This is a genomic window from Permianibacter aggregans, from assembly GCF_009756665.1.
In the GTDB taxonomy this organism is placed as follows: domain Bacteria; phylum Pseudomonadota; class Gammaproteobacteria; order Enterobacterales; family Permianibacteraceae; genus Permianibacter; species Permianibacter aggregans.
Window position 1 is genome coordinate 2,780,978 of sequence record NZ_CP037953.1, and the last position, 14,789, is coordinate 2,795,766.

The 14,789-nt window shown below is 56.9% G+C and carries 11 protein-coding genes and 1 pseudogene; 6 read left to right on the forward strand and 6 right to left on the reverse strand.

Annotated elements, in window-relative coordinates:
* Positions 1 to 3: 3 nt before the first annotated feature.
* Entirely contained in the window at positions 4 to 3,336 is a 3,333-nt protein-coding gene (locus E2H98_RS12400) for a UvrD-helicase domain-containing protein (RefSeq protein WP_133589054.1), read from the reverse strand.
* On the reverse strand, positions 3,333 to 6,002 hold the full coding sequence (locus E2H98_RS12405) for a PD-(D/E)XK nuclease family protein (protein ID WP_157591375.1): 2,670 nt from the start codon (positions 6,000 to 6,002) through the stop codon (positions 3,333 to 3,335). Before E2H98_RS12405 ends, E2H98_RS12400 begins: the two co-directional genes overlap by 4 nt.
* 174 nt (positions 6,003 to 6,176) lie before the next feature.
* On the opposite strand from E2H98_RS12405, the gene E2H98_RS12410 reads away from it, so the two are divergent.
* On the forward strand, positions 6,177 to 6,554 hold the full coding sequence (locus E2H98_RS12410) for a zf-TFIIB domain-containing protein (RefSeq protein ID WP_133589050.1): 378 nt from the start codon (positions 6,177 to 6,179) through the stop codon (positions 6,552 to 6,554).
* Between the two features lie 16 nt (positions 6,555 to 6,570).
* Here the strand turns inward: E2H98_RS12410 and rsmD are convergent, their stop codons facing one another.
* On the reverse strand, positions 6,571 to 7,158 hold the full coding sequence (gene rsmD, locus E2H98_RS12415) for a 16S rRNA (guanine(966)-N(2))-methyltransferase RsmD (RefSeq protein WP_133589048.1): 588 nt from the start codon (positions 7,156 to 7,158) through the stop codon (positions 6,571 to 6,573).
* 156 nt (positions 7,159 to 7,314) lie between these two features.
* Between rsmD and ftsY the strand changes: the two are divergent.
* A pseudogene (gene ftsY / locus E2H98_RS12420) lies at positions 7,315 to 8,295 on the forward strand (signal recognition particle-docking protein FtsY); the annotation flags it as partial.
* A 91-nt stretch (positions 8,296 to 8,386) separates the two neighbouring features.
* Here the strand turns inward: ftsY and rpmG are convergent.
* From rpmG to radC, 3 genes are all read right to left on the reverse strand, one after another.
* A complete protein-coding gene (rpmG, locus tag E2H98_RS12425; protein WP_133589044.1) occupies positions 8,387 to 8,542 on the reverse strand; it encodes a 50S ribosomal protein L33 in 156 nt (51 codons plus the stop codon).
* An 18-nt stretch (positions 8,543 to 8,560) separates the two neighbouring features.
* Positions 8,561 to 8,797 (reverse strand): 50S ribosomal protein L28, encoded by a 237-nt coding sequence (rpmB, locus tag E2H98_RS12430; protein ID WP_133589042.1) that lies wholly within the window; start codon positions 8,795 to 8,797, stop codon positions 8,561 to 8,563.
* A 281-nt stretch (positions 8,798 to 9,078) separates the two neighbouring features.
* Positions 9,079 to 9,753 (reverse strand): RadC family protein, encoded by a 675-nt coding sequence (gene radC / locus E2H98_RS12435; protein ID WP_133589040.1) that lies wholly within the window; start codon positions 9,751 to 9,753, stop codon positions 9,079 to 9,081.
* 99 nt (positions 9,754 to 9,852) lie between these two features.
* On the opposite strand from radC, the gene coaBC reads away from it, so the two are divergent.
* From coaBC to slmA, 4 genes are read left to right on the forward strand one after another with little or no spacing between them, the layout of a single operon-like run.
* Complete coding sequence (gene coaBC / locus E2H98_RS12440) at positions 9,853 to 11,070, forward strand: bifunctional phosphopantothenoylcysteine decarboxylase/phosphopantothenate--cysteine ligase CoaBC (protein ID WP_133589038.1); 1,218 nt, start codon at positions 9,853 to 9,855, stop codon at positions 11,068 to 11,070.
* On the forward strand, positions 11,063 to 11,518 hold the full coding sequence (dut, locus tag E2H98_RS12445) for a dUTP diphosphatase (RefSeq protein ID WP_157591376.1): 456 nt from the start codon (positions 11,063 to 11,065) through the stop codon (positions 11,516 to 11,518). The genes coaBC and dut overlap by 8 nt, the downstream gene beginning before the upstream one ends.
* Positions 11,519 to 11,575: 57 nt before the next feature.
* Positions 11,576 to 14,107, forward strand: coding sequence for a phosphomannomutase/phosphoglucomutase (locus E2H98_RS19470; protein ID WP_269769299.1), 2,532 nt, complete (start codon positions 11,576 to 11,578; stop codon positions 14,105 to 14,107).
* 33 nt (positions 14,108 to 14,140) lie between these two features.
* Positions 14,141 to 14,761 (forward strand): nucleoid occlusion factor SlmA, encoded by a 621-nt coding sequence (slmA, locus tag E2H98_RS12455; protein ID WP_133589034.1) that lies wholly within the window; start codon positions 14,141 to 14,143, stop codon positions 14,759 to 14,761.
* The last annotated feature ends 28 nt before the right edge of the window (positions 14,762 to 14,789 follow it).

Below are 14,789 nucleotides of genomic sequence, written 5' to 3' on the forward strand. Positions count from 1 at the left end.
TCTTCATCGATTCACTTGCCAGCGTTCCGGCGTCTGGCCCGGTCGCCACGCATAGCAACGCTGTTGCAAAGGAAAATACAGAGCCAGCCGCAACGGTAAGGTTTCATGACGCCGTAATACGCTGGCGTAACGTTCCAACTGCAACTGATATTCACGTACGCGCTTGTTCAGCATGGCTTCCAGATCTTCATCACTGTGCAGCGTTTTATAATCGACAATCCAGCGCTCACCATCGGCAACAAAACTACGGTCGATAACATGCCGGCTCAGGAGCTCGCCTTCTTCACTGGTCAACGCCCATTCCTGACGACCTTGTTGCCGCAGCAACCACCGACCGGTTTCATCCTGTAGCGCATGGTGGAGCGCCGTTTGCACCCGTTCGACAGCCATCGCTAAATCCGTTTCGCTGATCTGCTGCCAGCGCAATTGTTTACGTAGCAACGCCGGTTCCGGTTTGTTATCGGTGCTGCCGACGCGTGACCATTGTTCCAGCCAACCGTGGGTGACGATACCGATGGCGCGGCTGAGCTCTGAGCCCAGCGTTTCGTCTTCCTGCTGTAACTGCAGCGCTTCACTGTCAATGGCGCTGATTGCCACGCTGCGCTGCTCGATGCGCGCCAGTCGCTGCATAGGTCTGTCGCTGATCACCGTGATCGCTTCCGGCTGCTCTTCGGGTATCTGCAATGCACCGGTAAATTCTTGGAAGCAATGCGGCATCAATGCTTGCAATAGGCTGCCACTGGCCGCTGTAAAACCGTTCTTGCTGTGCGAGAACGCACCTAACAAATGCACGCGTTTTTTCGCCCGTGTCAACGCGACATAGAGCAAGCGTCGGCTTTCATGAAGTGCTCGCTGTTGCTCCAGCTTTTTCAGCCAATCGGTGGCACCGGCATGTTCGTCGCGTGCGCCTTGAATGGCGCCAACCAGCAGGCAATGGCCCTGCGCAATCGGCACCATTTCCCAGCGCAGCAGCGGCGTGTCATCGGCTCGGGTTTTGGCGCCCAGCCGTGGCAGAATCACGCAATCAAATTCCAGCCCCTTGGATTTGTGCATGGTCATCAGTTTGATCGCGGCGCCACCAACCGGTTGCGCGTAGAGTTTGTCGAGCTGGCGATCGATTTCTGCCAAGACATCATCGTGTTGTTCGTCGATCTGATCGAGCATCGCGAAAAACTGTTCGGCGACGATCAAGGATTCGGCATCCGCCGCTAATTCCGGCCCCTGCCATTGCATCCAGCAATGTTGTACTCGGGCGCGCAGGCGCAAACGGCCGCGAAATGTTTCTGCTTGTTGCAGTACAGCGCGCAGCCGTAACAAGCGCTGCTGTCCATCCTGACTCAAAGTGTGCAGTCGTACGTCATCGTTGATCAGCGAGCGCAGGGTGCGTTGTGGCACATCGGCGCATAGCGCATGCAAGTCGGTTAATGTCAGGCCACACCATGGTGCGCGCAGTACGCACAACCATGCCAATCGATCGGATGGATGTATCAAGGCCCGACTCAGCTGACGCAAATCTTCAATCAATGGATGCTCGCGCAAGGCCTCCATTTCCACCGCTTCGAACGGTAAACCATGGCTACGCAGAGCACTGGCGATGGCGAACAGATGCTGACGGCTTCGACCGAGTACCGCGATCGATTGATCGCCATCGGTTAGCGCCTGCTGAATCAAACGAACGACGGTTTGCGCTTCGTGTTTCGGGTATTCCTTTGAATTGACGAAACCATGGCATTGCACGGCGGCGTCAGCCAATGCCGGTTTGATCGCTTCAGCGCTGGCAAAGCGCACCGCGCCACGCAAACCATCGTCGCGATTGGCCAGCAAATCCGGGCCGAGCGCATTGACCCATTGCACCAGAGCGGCCTGACTGCGGAAATTGCTTTGCAGCGTCAAGGTATCGAGCGCTACTTCACCTAGCCCATCGCTTTGCAGCCGCAGAAACTCACCGACTTCGGCTTTGCGAAAGCGATAAATCGATTGCATGGGATCGCCAACCAGAAACGCCGTGCGGCCATCATCGTGTTGCCAACCGGCAGTCAATTTTTCCAATAGTTGGATCTGCTGACGGCTGGTGTCCTGACATTCATCAACGAGCAAATGCTGCACACGATAATCGAGTGCCAAAGCCAGATCGGTTGGAGCTTCCGGTTCGCCCAAGGCCTGTGAAGCGGCGGCGGCCATTTCGATAAAATCGACCTGGGCCTTTTCCCGGAACAATAGCTGCAGTTGGGCGTAAGCCAGTTGCAACACATCGATCAGATGAAAAACAAATTCGCGCTGCGACTCCAGTTGCGTCAGTGACGGTAACAGCAGGCAATCGGCTAGTATCGAAGCATCGTATTCGGCCAGTTGTTCGAGCAATTCGCTCATTTGTTGCTTTTGCCGTTTGGCTTCGCCATCACCGGTCGGAAAGCCACAATTCTTATCCAGGCGTTTGCGCCAGCTGCCAGCTGTGGTCAGTAGCCAATTCGCCAAGGTTTGCCATAGTGCCAAATCGCGGGCATCGGCTCTGAGTGGTTGTTGCCAGTGTTGCAGTGGTACCAACAGCTCGGCTTTATCCATCTTGCCGAGCTCCTGTAACGCGTATTCCGCGAGCGGCATCAATTGCTGCTGCAAATCGCGGTCGAACAATTTCGCGACCGGTCGTAATTGCTCCGACAAGAATTGCTGCCAGCGCGAATGCCATTCCGCATCGGCATCCGCCTGATGCAACAGGCCTATCATTGGCAGCCACTGATCGCGTCTGGCCAGCATTTCGCTGAGCAGCTTGTGCGCCTTGTAGCCATCGTTATCCAGGTGCAACAGAAACGCCGCCAGACGCTCAGCAAAATGCTCTTCTTCAAGCGAGGCAAGCGTGCGTTGCGCGGCTTCGCGATACAGCGCGCTGGCGTCTTCCTGAATCGCTAGTGCGCCACCCATGCCGGACAGATAAGGGATTTGTCGAACCAGATAGCTGCACAGCGAATCGAAGGTTTGAATGCGCAAGCGGCCCGGCTGGGCCAGCAACTGCCATTGCTGAACCTTGTCACGCTGCAATACCTTCAAAGCCCGTTCCATGCTGTCGCGTTGATGCGGGTCTTCCGGCATCGCCATGTCGCCGCGCGCAATTGCATCAGCTTGAGTCAAACGTTGCAATACCCGCAGTCGCATTTCGGCAGCCGCTTTGCGGGTGAAGGTAATCGCCAGCACTTCTTCCGGTGACTCAACGACACTGAGCAGACTCAGTAAACGGTTGCTGAGCAATTCGGTTTTGCCGCTGCCCGCCGGTGCTTGCACGATAAAGCTCTGGCGAATATCAAGTGCTTGTTCGCGGGCTTTCTGATCGATCAGTTTCATTCGTCTTCGCCCTCATCATCCACTGTGGCGTGCAGACGCAGAAATGGCGCTAGTGGATGCGCAGCGCTGGCTTTTTCGTCATAAGCGATATTACGCGCTTCGCCTTGCAGAAATTCTTCGGCCAACGCACTCAGGGTTTGCTGCCAGTGCGTGCGCAAATCCGCGAAATCATACTCATCAAGCAGCGGGTCGCGACGAATCGCCGGCAAACCGCTGTCATCCTGCAAACCGATAAAACGGCATTCCTTCGCTCTTACCCGGGCCGCAACCAACGCGGCAATCGGCTCTTCGCGGGCCAATGCATACAGCATCAATTGCACATCGGTCGGGCGCTCGTCGAGCCAGTCCGGTGGCCGCCAACTGCGGCCGGTTTTGTAATCGATAATGCAGAGCCGGCCATCATCAAGTTGATCGATACGATCGACGCGCAGCTGCAATTCCAGCTCCGATAGTTTGACGCTGACGGGCGTTTCGTTGGCGACCAGACGAAAACCATTGTTGCGCTGCTTTTCCAGCGCGATCCATTCCTGCACCAGCGCGCATAGCGCTTGATGTTCAAGCCGCTGCCAATGTGATGGCCAATCCTGCTGGCGAAAGCGCGCGCGCTGCTCCAGCGCCTGATGACAAACGGCAGCGATGCGGCGTTGCCATTCGGCATCAGCAAGTGTGTGCAATTCGCTACTGGATTGCAGACTTTGCCAGAGCAGACTCAGGGCGATATGCACCAACTGGCCGCGTTCATTCGGCAGCAATTGTTCAGCCAGATTTTCGACGCGGCGGCCATGCAAACGAAACTGCACAAACGCCAGCTGCGGGTTCAGTGCTTGCGCGGACAACAGCGAGCTGTCCTTGCGCGGCAATAATTGCAAATCAACCGCCGGCACCGGCTCGTCACTGAGTGTTTCCAATGCCGCCGCTTCGATGGCTTTGGTTACCACTAAAAAAAGATTTTCCGCTGGTTGCTCCGGCCAGTGCTGTAAATACGGCGACATCCGCAATTCGGCATCACCTTCGTGTTGCGGACAACTGGCGATCACTGCGCGCGCGGCATGGCTGAGCCGTTGCAAGGTTTGCTCAACAAAAAACTGTTCGCGCTGATGACTGGCACGCGGCGCCTGCACGCGTTGTTGCCAGGCAAATGGCAGTAATGGATTCGGCCGCAGCGGTGCCGGCAATCGATCATCGCGGGCATCGAGCAACCAAATGGCATCGGCTTCGACACCAGCGGCTTCGAGCAAACCCATGACATGAATTTTCGCCGTGCCCGGTTGCTGGGCCTGGAACACCTGCGTCTGCACGCGCTTACGCAATTCTTGCACGGCCGTCGAAAAGCCAACCGGGTGCTCCGGCCAGCGCGCCAGCTGCAAATTTTGCAGCGCTTTAAAAAATGCTTCCCGGCATTGGTATTCGACACTGGCGAGAGGCCGGCTGCCGGGCCACAGAAATAATTGCAAAAGCTGCTTTAACGGTTCGGCCCAGTCGCGCATGGGCAGGCGTTTATGACGCAGCGACTGGCATTGCTCGAAGGCCTGCTGCCAGTGTTCAGCGGTTTGTGGGCAGCGACAAGGTGTTGGCGCATCACTCGCCAGCAGGCGCAAAAAACTGGCGCGGCGCAATTCACTCAAGCCCTGTTCGCGCCACCAAGCGTCGAACGCGGCGCGCTGATCGGCTTCGCTGGCAAAACCGATATACGGACTCAGCATCAACGCGCTCCATTGACGCGTGATAATCGTTTCCTGACTTAGCGCGCTCAGCAAGCGCAGCGCATCGGCGACGATGGGGTAATCAGCAAGTGCCGCACCAAGTGAGATATTGATCAGCGATGAAGGTCGATCATCGAACTGCAATAGATGTTCAGGCTCCAATGCTTCACGCAAGGCCCGGATCAACGCCGTTTTGCGCGCGGCCAAATCGGTCGCGACAATCGCCAGTTTGGCGCTCGGTTGTTGCTGCAAGGTGGACTTTGCCCACGCGGCAATCACGCGATGTTCGTCAGCGGCATCGGTTGCTGACACGCGCGCCAGTGTCGCGGTTGCCGTGTTTTCCTGCAGCGTGTCGACGCGGCCGCCCTGCTGTTCGATTTGTTCCAAAACCTGGCGCAGCCACGGTCGCAACTGATCAAAACCGGCCAGCACCAGATGCGTCGGTAAACGTTGTTGCCGTAATGCTTGCAACAGCATGGTTTGCCATTGCGCCGAGGTGCACCACTGGCGCTGTTTCAGCGCATCGAGCATGGCGCTTTGCCAGCGCAGAAAATGCTGAAATTCTTCGCTGACTGGCGCCACCGCTTGCTGATCCTGATATTCCAGCAACAGGCCATGTGCTTCGTGGGCCTGCTTGGCCAAATCGGCCGTCGACAGCAAGGGTTGATCGCGCTCGGCCTGATCGATGATGTCTTGCCAGAGGCGCACTGCTTCATCGTCATCGAGCACAATATCAGGCAGTGCTGCCACGTCGAACACGCCGCGATAAACCATTTGCCGGCCCTGTTCCGCCAGCCAGTGTTCGAACGTGGTCAGCGCAGGTGTATCCCAGACGCTGTCACCCTGCGCTCGGCGAAAACGGGCGTAGCGTTCTGACAAGGTTTTGACCAGTCGTTGATTGGCGACCAACACCAGCGGCGGTGAGTCGCTTTGCAGCGCTGAAAATAATTGTTCCGGCGTCATGAGGAATTCAATCGGGATGGATGCCGCCATGCTAACGAATTGTTGGGGGCATGGTCAGCCCTCGATTTCCGCTCGTTCACTTGCGGTACATCAAACTGGTCATCAAGGACGCTCTGTACGATGGCGCCAGTCAATCAAGTGGTCTTGTCAATCAGGTAGTAGGGGGTAACGAAGATGAAATGCCCGAAATGTCATGCGCCGATGGAGTCGGTGTTGCACCACGGTCAAACCGTGCATCGCTGCGGTGGTTGCCGTGGTCTGTGGTTTGGCGAAAACCAGCTGACGTTGCTGGCCAGCAAAAAGCACCGCCATATGCTCGATATCGGTGATGAAACCCTGGGCCAGGCATTCAATGATTGCCACGATTCTACTTGCCCAAGCTGCCAAACCACGCGTTTGCAGCGCCGCCCGGTCAGTGGTCAGGAATACCTAATGGTTGACGAGTGCCCGCAATGTCAGGGGCATTTTCTCGACGCCGGCGAATTCTTGCAGTATCAGCGTCCGGGCGTTTTCGGGCAACTGAAGGCAGCCTACGCTCGATTGGTGGCCTGATAGTCAGCGCAACAACTTATTTCATCTCTCCGGTTTGCCGGGCAAGTCCGTAGCGCACTTGTCCGGCTTCTTTTTGTCGGTGCCATTCCAGGCTTGCTGGCAGTAGTGGCCAATCGGTTTCGCGTTCCAGCTCCAGATAGATCAAGCCGTTTGGCTTCAGCAATTGCCGCTCGGCAATGATTGGCAGCGCTTTTTCCAGCCAGCGCTGATGAAACGGCGGGTCGAGAAATATGACATCGAATGCTGGTGTGACGGTGTTCAGCACTCGCAGCCCATCTTCCTGCAACAAGCGCACTTCGCTGGCATGCAAATGCTGTTGCTGGCTTTGCAATTGGCGAAAGGTCGGCGCATGGTTTTCGACCATGACGACCTCGATGGCACCGCGCGATGCGGCCTCGAAGCCAAGCGCGCCAGAGCCGGCAAACAAATCCAGGCAGCGGGCGCCAGGCAATTCCGTTTGCAACCAACTGAACAAAGTTTCGCGGATGCGATCACCTGTCGGCCGAAGGCCCGGTGCGTCATGAAAAGCGATTTTCCGGCCGCGGTATTTGCCGGCAATGATGCGCAATTCACTGAGCGAGCTGGAACGGGAGGCTTTGGCCATGAGCGGTGCAATCGGCGGTGGGGTGACAAGGCGCAAAATGGTAGCATAGCGCCCCTTGCACCGATGCCTTGACGTCCCCATTCAGGGGCCTGACCACGAACTGTATCCATCACGATGACTGAACCGAAAAAAGGCCTGTTTGGCTGGCTGCGCCGCGCCCCGGAAACTGAGCAGAACACCACTGAAACACCGGCGGAAAACGGCGGTTTCTTTGCCCGGCTGAAATCCGGCCTGAAACGCACCCGCTCCGGTCTTGGCGAAGGTTTGGCGACGCTTTTTCTCGGCAAGAAAAAAATCGATGAGGATTTGCTCGACGAACTGGAAACGCAGCTATTGATGGCGGATGTCGGTGTCGACACCACGCAAATGCTGCTGAAAGAAGTCACCGGTAAAGCTGAACGCAAAGAATTGGCCGATAGCGAAGCGCTTTATGATCATCTTGCCAAGCGTCTCGCCGAGATTCTGGAAAACGTCGAAAAACCGCTGCCAATCGAGCGCGAGAAAAAGCCATTTGTGTTGTTGGTGGTTGGCGTTAACGGCGTCGGCAAAACCACAACAATTGGCAAGCTCGCCCATTACTGGCAGCTGCAGGGCAAGAAAGTCATGCTGGCCGCTGGTGATACCTTCCGCGCCGCCGCCGTTGAACAATTACAGGTCTGGGGTGAGCGCAATAACGTCCCGGTCGTCGCACAAGGGCCGAACGCCGATTCGGCCGCCGTGCTTTACGACGCCTTGCAATCGGCGCAGGCCCGCAACATCGATATTCTGATCTGCGACACTGCTGGTCGCTTGCATACCAAACACAACCTGATGGATGAGCTGTCAAAAGTGGTGCGCGTGTTGAAACGCTTAGATCCAGATGCGCCACACGAGGTGCTATTGGTGCTAGACGCCGCCACCGGCCAGAACGCCCTGAACCAAGCCGAGCAATTCCATAAAGCCGTCAACTTAAGCGGTATCGCCCTGACCAAACTCGACGGCACTGCCAAAGGCGGCATCATCTTCGCACTGGCGCAGAAAATGAAACTGCCGATTCGCTTTATCGGTGTTGGCGAAGGCATTGATGACTTACGGCCGTTTCATGCCCATGATTTTATTCGGGCGCTGTTTGCTCGCGATGAGTCAGAAAAAAGCTGAGGCCCGTGTTTAGCCGCAACGCTGAAAATTAAGCGCAATAAAAAAAGCCCGCAATCCGCGGGCTTTTTTGGAGGCGTTGGCAAAAGCACAATTACTTGATTTTGGCTTCTTTGAACGTCACGTGCTTACGAACAACCGGATCGTACTTTTTCAGTTCGAGCTTTTCCGGCATCGTGCGCTTGTTTTTGTCGGTGGTGTAGTAGTAACCAGTACCAGCCGTCGAAACGAGTTTGATCTTGTCACGCATGGGACTCTACTCCTTTCCTTACACTTTCAAGCCGCGGGCGCGGAGATCGGCAAGCACGGCGTCGATGCCGTTCTTGTCAATGATGCGCATGCCTTTCGAGGACAGACGCAGGCGGACGAATTTGTTTTCGCTTTCTACCCAGAAGCGGTGCCAATGCAGGTTTGGCAGGAAACGGCGACGGGTATGAATATTCGAGTGCGATACTTTGTTACCGGTGATCGTAGCTTTACCAGTAACCATGCAAACGCGGGACATTGCTTTAGCCTCCACTACAAAAAAGATACCTAAGCGCCATCCAAGGGCAGCTCAAGGGCGCGGGATCATACTCGACCCATCCCGGCCACGCAAGCAAAGGATCGGTCGAATTCTGATCAATATCGGTTAAATCGACGCTATCTGTCGCTCTTTTGGCGCCATTGCCAATGGCCTTCATTGCTTGCGTCGAGGCCAATAAACAGTAGCCAAGGCATTGATTTACAAAGGTTACCCTTGCTCATCTTTGCGGTGATTAGCTTGAATGGGCGCTCGCTAGTGCCCTAAAGTAGGCCGCGCTCGGCCAGAGAAACTGCCTGTTGGCGGGTAACAATAATATGGTCCAGCAGCCGGACATCGACTAGCGCCAGTGCTTCTTTCAAGGTCCGGGTCAGCAGTTCATCGGAGCTGGATGGTTCGGCCACGCCAGAAGGGTGGTTATGGCTACAGATAATCGCTGCCGCGTTCAGTGCCATCGCCCGTTGTACGATGACCCTTGGATGGACGCTGGCGCCATCGATCGTGCCCTGGAACAGCTTCTCCAACGCGATGACACGGTGTCGGGTATCGAGAAACAGCACCGCGAACACTTCATTCGGTTCACTGGCGAGCTCGGCCTGCAGATAACGCCGGGTTTGCTGTGGCGAAGTTAGCGCATCGCCTTTTTTCAGCTCGGCCATCAGACAGCGGCGGGAAAGCTCCAGTGCGGCGCTGAGCTGCGCTGATTTCGCCGGCCCCAAGCCCTTGATTTGTTGGATATCGCGCTGCTCACGTTTGAGCAGACCCGCCAAGCCGCCGGTATGGGCCAGCAATTCATGGCCAAGTTGAATCGCGCTCTGGCCTTTGCGGCCGGTGCGCAGCAGGATGGCCAGTAACTCGGCATCGGACAGGCTCTGGGGGCCGTACTGAAGTAAGCGCTCACGTGGGCGCTCAGGCAACGGCAGATCAGCAACACGCATACAGAATCCTCCATGATTTCTTCGTTGAAACGGCCCACTCCCGGGCCGCTTGGGCTATGATGCGCGCTCGTCCTTGTTCTGATCAAGCCTGTCTTCACTGTGACTGCATTAACGGGAAAGCACATTTTGCTCGGCGTCAGTGGCGGTATCGCTGCTTATAAAAGTGCCGATCTGGTCCGCCGTCTGAAAGATCAGGGGGCGCAGGTGAAAGTGGTGATGACGGGCGGTGCGCAAACCTTTGTTACGCCGCTGACCTTTCAGGCGCTATCCGGCGAGCCAGTGCATACCGATCTACTCGATGCCGACGCCGAAGCGGCCATGGGCCATATCGAACTGGCGCGCTGGGCCGATTTATTGTTGATTGCGCCGGCCAGTGCCGATTTGCTGGCCCGGATGGCAACAGGCATGGCCAATGATTTATTGAGCACGGTGGTGCTGGCGACCAGTGCCCCGGTGGCGGTCGCCCCGGCAATGAACCAGCAAATGTGGGCGCATGCGGCAACTCAGGACAATATCGCCCAGCTGGCTGGACGTGGTGTGCAGGTATGGGGGCCGGCAGCCGGTAGTCAGGCCTGTGGTGAGGTTGGCCTCGGCCGGATGCTGGAGCCGATGGAGCTGGTCGAGCGGGTCATGGCCCAATTCGCCGAGAAGATTCTGGCCGGCAAGCGTGTTGTGATCACGGCCGGCCCGACCCGGGAAGCCATTGACCCGGTGCGTTATTTGAGCAATCACAGTTCCGGCAAGATGGGGTTTGCGCTGGCCGAAGCGGCCGCCCAGGCCGGTGCCGATGTGGTGCTGGTTTCCGGGCCGGTGTCATTGCCTACGCCGGTCGGCTGTTTGCGGGTCGATGTTGATTCCGCCGAAGAAATGAAAGCCGCCGTGATGTCAGCGGTGGCCGATAGCGATGTTTTTATTGCCTGTGCGGCCGTGGCCGATTACCGGGCCGAGAAAATCGCCGATCAGAAAATCAAGAAAAAGACCGATACGCTGACGCTGAACCTGATCAAGAACCCGGACATCCTGGCCGAAGTATCCGCCTTGTCCAAGCGACCGTACTGTGTTGGCTTCGCAGCGGAAACAGAGCAAGTGCTCACTCATGCTGAAGATAAACTAACTCGGAAAAAGCTCGACATGATTTTCGCCAACGATGTCAGCCGCAGCGATATCGGCTTTGGCTGCGAAAACAATGCCATCACGGCGTTGATCCGGCGCGGCAACGGCGTTGAACAGCAGGATTTGCCAGCCCAGCCCAAGCGCACACTGGCCCGGGCCTTGATTCAATTGATTGCCAAGGAGTACACCCCGCATCATGGCTGAGATTCAGCTCAAGATCCTGACCCCCCTTGTCGGTAAAGCGATTCCGCTGCCGCAGTACGCCACCAGCGGTTCGGCCGGCTTGGATTTGCGCGCCTGCCTCAATGAGCCGCTTATCATTGAGCCGGGAACGACCCATTTGATTCCGACCGGGCTGGCGATTCATATCGGCGACCCGGGTTTGGCGGCGACCATTCTGCCGCGCTCAGGCTTGGGTCATAAGCACGGCATCGTGCTCGGTAACCTGGTCGGGCTCATCGATTCCGACTACCAGGGTGAGCTGATGGTCTCATGTTGGAACCGCGGCCAGACAACGTATACTGTCCAGCCCGGCGAGCGCATTGCCCAGCTGGTGATCCTGCCGGTGGTGCAGGCTAAGTTTGCGCTGGTGGAGGATTTTGACCAATCGGCCCGGGGTGCCGGCGGATTTGGTCATTCTGGTCGCCATTGATCGACCAAGCGATTGAATAGAATACGAACGACAACGACGAACAAGGAAACGTCCTAAGTGAAAAAACGCGAAATTCCCGGCGTTGCCCGCCCGCAGACTGAAGCCAAGGCCGCCAAGCCGAAACCGGTGGCCAAAATCGTCGCCCGCTCAACGCTGGCTCTGTCCGCGCAATGGCTGGCGCTATCGGTGTTGACGGCGATTTTTGTCGTCGTGTTGTTGTACCTGTTGACCGTCATGGGCCCGGCCCAAAGTCGCACCGAACAATACACCCAGACGCTGCTCGGTAATGTAGCGGATCGACTGGCTTTGCAGGTGTCGTTCATTCGCGGCCGGGTGCAGCAACTGGCTCAGCATCCGGATATTCCGGCGGCGCTGGAAGCCGAAGATCCGACGGTGCTGCCGAGCCTTGAGCGCCAGCTTTCGGCCCAGTTGCCAGAGTCGATTGGCGTGCGCATTCTGCCGCAAGCCTGGCACCAGATGGACATGGCCGGCGCACTGCCGGTCAGTAATGTCACGCTTGATCTGCTGCGTCAGACCCGCGAAGGCAAAACGGTTCCGCCGGAAGTGATCATGGCCGGCAATGCCCGCGAACACATTCTGCTGATCGAGCCGGTCAAGCAGGGCGGCAAAGACATTGGATATGTGCTGGCCGGCATGAAGCCGGAATTGATGCGCTCGGCGCTGCAAGGCACCGCTGGTTCGCCAGGTTATCTTGAACTCAATCAGGTGTTTGGCGAGGCCGCGCAAGTGGTCGCCAAACGCGGCGATGAAAGCCTGAAATTCGGTGAGGCTCCTTACCAAGTCAAAGTCGGTGAATCGGCCTGGACCTTGTTTTACTGGCCAACCGCCGAGGAAGCGGCCAGCAATGGCACCATTATGGCGACATTCTGGGGGCTTTCAGCCTTGCTGATCGTTGGTGTCGGTCTATTGGCCTTTCTGATTATTCGCAGCATCGACAGAGCGGCCCATCAGGATGCGTCGGTTTTGCTGCGTCAGTTGCTGGCCAGCGCTGAGGGCAAGAATAATTTCGACGCCGCACAATATGGCCTGACCGTATTCAAGGACATTGCCTTGACGCTGGCCCGTCAGGAATGGTCGGTGCGTCGGGCGCCGGCCGCACCAGAGCCGACAGAAACTGCTGCTGCCCCGGAGCGTAAAAACCTGCCGGCTAAAGAAGCACCAGCGGCGCGTTTGGCGGCACCAGAAGCCGGGCGTGTGCGCTTGTCGCCTGAGATGTTCCGGGCCTATGACATCCGTGGTGTTGTCGGTGAGCAGCTGAATGAAGAAGTGGTGCGTCAGATTGGCCGTGCCATCGGCTCGGAAGCGTTCGAACGCGGCGAGCAGAAAGTCATTGTCGCCCGTGATGGCCGCCTGTCCGGACCGGATTTATTGGAGGCGCTGAAACGAGGTTTGCTGGAAAGCGGTCGTGATGTCATCGACTTGGGCGCGGTGCCGACACCGCTGCTGTATTTCGCAACTCATTACCTGTCGTCGCGCTCCGGCGTCATGCTGACCGGCAGCCATAACCCGTCCAATTACAACGGTCTGAAAATTGTGCTGGCCGGCGATACGCTGTCCGGCGACGACATCCAGCGTCTGCGCGAACGCATCGAAACCGGCAATTTGTTATCCGGTCGCGGCAGTCTGGAGCGGATGAGCATCGCCGAAGACTATATGGCGCAAATCACCTCTGATGTAGCTTTAGCGCAGCCGCTGAAGATTGTTATCGATTGCGGCAACGGTATTGCCGGTGCCGTGGCGCCGGATTTGTATCGGGCTCTCGGTTGCGAAGTCATTGAGTTGTACTGTGATGTCGACGGCAATTTCCCGAACCATCATCCGGACCCGTCGAAACCGAAGAATCTGGAAAAACTGATCGAAACGGTTAAAGCCGAACAGGCAGATGTTGGTTTGGCGTTCGATGGCGATGGTGATCGTTTGGGTGTCGTCGATTCCAACGGCAAGATCATTTGGCCGGATCGGCAATTGATGCTGTACGCGATGGATGTGTTGTCACGTCATCCGGGCACCGACATCATTTACGACGTCAAGTGCTCGCGCCATCTGGCTCGAGTCATTTCCGGTCATGGTGGTCGGCCATTGATGTGGCGTACCGGTCACTCACTGATCAAAGGCAAAATGCGTGAGACCGGCGCGTTGCTCGCCGGTGAACAAAGCGGCCATATTTTCTTTAAAGAGCGCTGGTACGGTTTTGATGACGCCATTTATACCGGTTGCCGACTGTTGGAAATTTTGGCAGCCGACTTCCGTAAATCGGCGGATATTTTCAAGAGTTTGCCGGAGGGCGTAACGACACCGGAACTCAATATGGCGATCAGCGATCAGCGCAAATTTGCCTTCGTTGACAAGCTGGCTCAAGAAGGTGATTTCGCCGGTGGTCAGGTCAATACCATTGATGGCGTACGGGTCGATTTCGCTGATGGTTGGGGCTTGGTGCGGGCATCGAACACGACGCCGGCATTGGTATTGCGATTCGAAGCCGATAACGAGACGGCACTGAAGCGCATTCAGGAACTATTCCGTGGCCAGTTGTTGATGGTCGATCCGCAGGCGCAATTGCCGTTTTAAATGCGACCGAAAAACGTAGTGGGGGATTAACTGATGGCGAACCGGGGACAAAGCTCGCGCAAGCAACAAATCCTGGAAACGCTGGCGCAGATGCTGGAACAAAGTCCGGGTGCCCGGATTACCACCGCGCAGCTGGCTGCCGCGCTGGAGGTATCGGAGGCCGCGCTGTATCGGCAGTTTCCCAGCAAGGCTCGGATGTTCGAAGGCTTGCTCGATTTTATCGAGGAAGTGATATTCAGTCGGGTCCGCGTCATTCTTGATGAAGAAACTGACGCGGTCGTTCGCTGCGGAAAAATCACCCATTTATTGCTGACCTTTGCCGCGCGCAATCCAGGGATGTCGCGCTTGTTGCTAGGTGATGCGCTGATTGGTGAAGACGAACGCCTTGGGGCGCGCGTCAATCAGATTTTCGAGCGGCTCGACATGCAGTTGCGGCAAGTGTTGCGCGAAGGCGTGCTGAATGCCCAAAAACCATTGAGTGTCGATGTCAACGGTACTGCGGGTTTACTGCTGGCCGTCGTCGAGGGCCGTTTGCGCCAGTTTGTCCGCAGCAACTTCAAGCAGTCGCCGACCGCGCAGTGGGACGGCCAATGGAATCTGTTGGCACAGGGCATCAGCAGTAATGTCAGCGCCCGACAAAGTGCTTTGGCCTGAGATTCATCAGCAATAAAAAACGCGCCCG